General features: G+C 74.1%; 1 protein-coding gene. It reads right to left on the bottom strand.

The features are described 5' to 3' along the window. Positions 1 to 1985 (bottom strand): tetratricopeptide repeat protein (locus tag D180_RS09090; RefSeq protein WP_017912545.1); only part of this gene is annotated, 1985 nt, incomplete at both ends.

The raw sequence follows: 1985 nt of genomic DNA, 5'->3' as shown, positions 1-1985 counted from the left end.
TGGCGAACGGATTGAGCGGGCGCCCGGCAGCGGCGTAGGACGCCGGGCCGTTGGCGGCCGGCAGGCCGTTGTCGTACTGGCCCGCCTCGCGCGCCTGCGCCGCCAGTGCGGCGCGGAAGTAGCTCTCGGCCTTGCGGTTCTTGCCGGCGCTGCGGTACACGCGGCCGGCGGCGCCAAGCACCTGCGGCGAATCCGGCGCCTGCGCCAGCGCGCGCTGCAGGTAGTCCTCGGCGCTGTGCAGGTCGCGCAGCGCGGCGGCGGTGTTGGCCGCGGCGATCAAGGTGTCCAGGTCGTTGGGCGACTGCTGCAGTTGCTGCTGGTACAACACCAGCGCCTGGCGCTGGTCGCCGGCGGCGGCGTACAGCCGTGCCAACGCGGCCACCGCCTGCGGATCCTGGTTCTGCTGCGCCAGCAGCGGCGCCAGCGCGTCGTAGGCGGCTTCGAGGTTGCCGAGTTCGCGCAGGGCATCGACCTGGCGCAGCACGTAGCCGCTGCGCAGCGCCTGGTAGCGGCGCTGCTGCTCGGCGCTCATGTCGCTGTCGCGCAACTGGCGCAGGGTCGCCGCCAGTTCCGCGTCCTGGTGCGCGCGCAGCAGCACGCCGGCGTATTGCAGGCGCGCCTCGGTGGAGGGGTTCTGCGCGACCAGGCGCTGCGCCAGGGTTAGCGCGCGCTGGTTGCTGCCGATGTCGGCATAGGCGCCGGCCATCGCCGCCAGCAGTGCCGGCTGTTCCAGCGCGTCGCCCAGCGCGGCCTCGGTGCGGCCCAGCAGCAACTGCGCTTCGCCACCGCGGCCCTGCTGCTGCAGCAGGCGCGCCGTGGCCGCCTGCTGTTCGACCCAGGCGGTGTTGCGCAGCGCGCTCATCTCGGCGGTGCGGGCATTGGCCGGAATGCGTTCCAGGCTGGCGTAGGCGCTGGCCCAGTCGCCGCGTTCCTGCGCGAGCAGCGCATTGGCGTACAGCGCCTCGGGCATGTCGCCGTGCACTGCGAGCAGGCCGTCCATGACGCTGCGCGCCTGGTCCGGACGCCCGGCCTGCTGGTACAGGCGCGCCAGGTCCAGCCGCACCCACGGATCGCCCGGGTTGTCGACCATCGCCTTTTCCAGCTCGCTCTGCGCGGTGACGGTGTCGCCGGCCTCCAGCGCCTGCTGCGCGCGGGCGCGCTGCAGGTTGGCTTTCAGCGCGGACTCGCCGCCGGCCTGCTGGCGCTGCGCCGGGCTGAGCCTGGCGAACAGCGCATTGGCCTCGTTGGCGCGGCCCTGGCGGCTGTACAGGGCGATCAGGCCCTGCAGCGCGCCGGCATCGTCGGCATGCAGGTGCAGCGCCTCGCGGTAGCTCTTTTCGGCGGCGGCGGCATCGCTGGCCGACTGCAGGTCGCCCAGCAACGCGTAGCCGGCGGCCTCCTCGGGCTTGAGCTTGACCGCCTGCTGGACCAGGCGCAGCGCGGCGTCGGTGTCGCCGCGGGTGCGCGCGGCCTGCGCCTGCTGCAGTTGCAGCCAGTAGCGCGCGCTGTCCAGCGCGCTGCGCCACTTGCCGTTGGCGGCCGCGGCCGGGCGCAGCAGTTCCTGCGCTTCGCCGAAGCGCTGCTGGCGCAGCCGCACCGAGCCCAGGCCACCGAGCGCCTCGGCATCGCGCGGACGCGCGCGCAGCACCTGCGCGAAGCGCTGTTCGGCCAGCGCCAGGTTGCCGGCGTTGAGCGCCTTGAAGCCTTCGCCCAGCTGTTCGCCGGCCGGATCGCCGCCTTGCGCGCGGCGCTCCTGCAGTTGCGCGGCCTTCTTGGCGATCTCGGCATCGTTCGGATTGGCGGCCAGGAACGCCTGGTACAGCGGCGCATCGGCGGGGCCGGCATTGAGCCACAGCAGCGCCTGGCGCCAGCCGGCACGCGCGGGACCGGCGACATCGGCGCGCTTGCTCAGCGCGGCGAGCTGGGCGATGCCCTCGCGCCGCGACGGTTCCCGGTAGGTCTGCACCTGCGCCAGCGCCAGCGCC

The organism is Xanthomonas sp. SHU 166, from assembly GCF_000364685.1.
Classification (GTDB): domain Bacteria; phylum Pseudomonadota; class Gammaproteobacteria; order Xanthomonadales; family Xanthomonadaceae; genus Xanthomonas_A; species Xanthomonas_A sontii.
This window is presented reverse-complemented; position numbering and strand designations above follow the sequence as displayed.